The sequence below is a fragment of the Oleiphilus sp. HI0125 genome (assembly GCF_001635355.1).
The window spans coordinates 1-1,392 of sequence record NZ_LWGF01001026.1; the positions used below are offsets into that span (position 1 = coordinate 1).

Below are 1,392 nucleotides of genomic sequence, written 5' to 3' on the forward strand. Positions count from 1 at the left end.
GTTGCTGGTCAGACCTGCAGAGGTATTTGCGTTTTGCGAAGCAGCTGCTTGAACTTGTGCTTGAGCTAAACCTTCAACCCGCATACTGGATGCAGCGTTCGACAATGCTGGCCCTGCAGCGCTTACCTGCGCCATCATAGTATTACCAACCTTCATTGCACCTACGACATCAGATGCACCATCAGCAGCGTTCGGACTTGTATCGGTGCGTATAACCGAAGTCCTACTATTCAACACTGTCTCACCAACGGCCGAATTTACTTGCCCGTCCTTAGCAGATACTTCAAAACCATTCCCAAGGGACTGAGTCTCCTCAGTCCCTTNGGAATGGTTTTGAAGTATCTGCTAAGGACGGGCAAGNAAATTCGGCCGTTGGTGAGACAGTGTTGAATAGTAGGACTTCGGTTATACGCACCGATACAAGTCCGAACGCTGCTGATGGTGCATCTGATGTCGTAGGTGCAATGAAGGTTGGTAATACTATGATGGCGCAGGTAAGCGCTGCAGGGCCAGCATTGTCGAACGCTGCATCCAGTATGCGGGTTGAAGGTTTAGCTCAAGCACAAGTTCAAGCAGCTGCTTCGCAAAACGCAAATACCTCTGCAGGTCTGACCAGCAACTCTCCGTATAATGCTAACGCGGCAAACATCACGAGTACTTCGCTGCAACCTGAAAGTAGTGCGCTTGTTTCCGAAAGTGATTTTAGAGCGAAGCTGCAGTTCGAGCTAAGTTCTCGTGGTATCCAGAATGTTGACGATGCGCCTGACTTAGGTCTGAGCAAATTTGAGGGTTTGACGAATCAACGCCTCGTTTCAGATAGCAGAGTGCCGGAGTCACAAGCGGGTAAAGCTTATGTTAGTTCATTGCCATTAGCTGTTGATGACCCCGACTGGTCAAATCAGTTAAATCAAAAGTTGATGTGGATGAGTGCTCGTAATATTCAACAGGCCGAATTGCATTTGAATCCTGCTGATATGGGACCGATTGATATAAAAATTCAGATCGGTGCTGAGCAAAGTTCTATAAACATCAATGCTCAGAACCAAGGTGTGCGCGAATTACTTGAGGCGAATATTCACAAGCTAAAAGAAATGCTGAATGGCAGCTCTGAGGAACTTGCTGACGCAGGCGAGCAATCGTTAGGTCAAAGCTCTGGCCAAGAGTCGTCGCCTGAGCAAGGTGGTCAAGAAGATCAATCTGTGGCGTATAGTGCTGGTACGAGTACACCGCAAAATCATCAAAGTGTTGTCTCGGATAATCCAAATCAAAACGTCAGTTTGAGCGATAGTTTGGTCGACGCTTACGCCTAATACATCAAGTCAACATAGGGGCACGCGTTCGTGCGCCCCTTCTTTTCGCATTACTCTTGCTTAACAAAGCAATAAATAGAAA

The 1,392-nt window shown here is 47.5% G+C and carries 2 protein-coding genes; one reads left to right on the plus strand and one right to left on the minus strand.

What is annotated here, in order from left to right; genetic code table 11:
• On the minus strand, positions 1–237 hold a 237-nt coding region (locus A3762_RS17550), incomplete at its 3' end, for a hypothetical protein (protein ID WP_156493555.1).
• A gap of 146 nt (positions 238–383) precedes the next feature.
• Here A3762_RS17550 and A3762_RS17555 point away from each other — a divergent pair.
• Positions 384–1,310 (plus strand): flagellar hook-length control protein FliK, encoded by a 927-nt coding sequence (locus A3762_RS17555; protein WP_068756864.1) that lies wholly within the window; start codon positions 384–386, stop codon positions 1,308–1,310.
• Positions 1,311–1,392 lie beyond the last annotated feature (82 nt).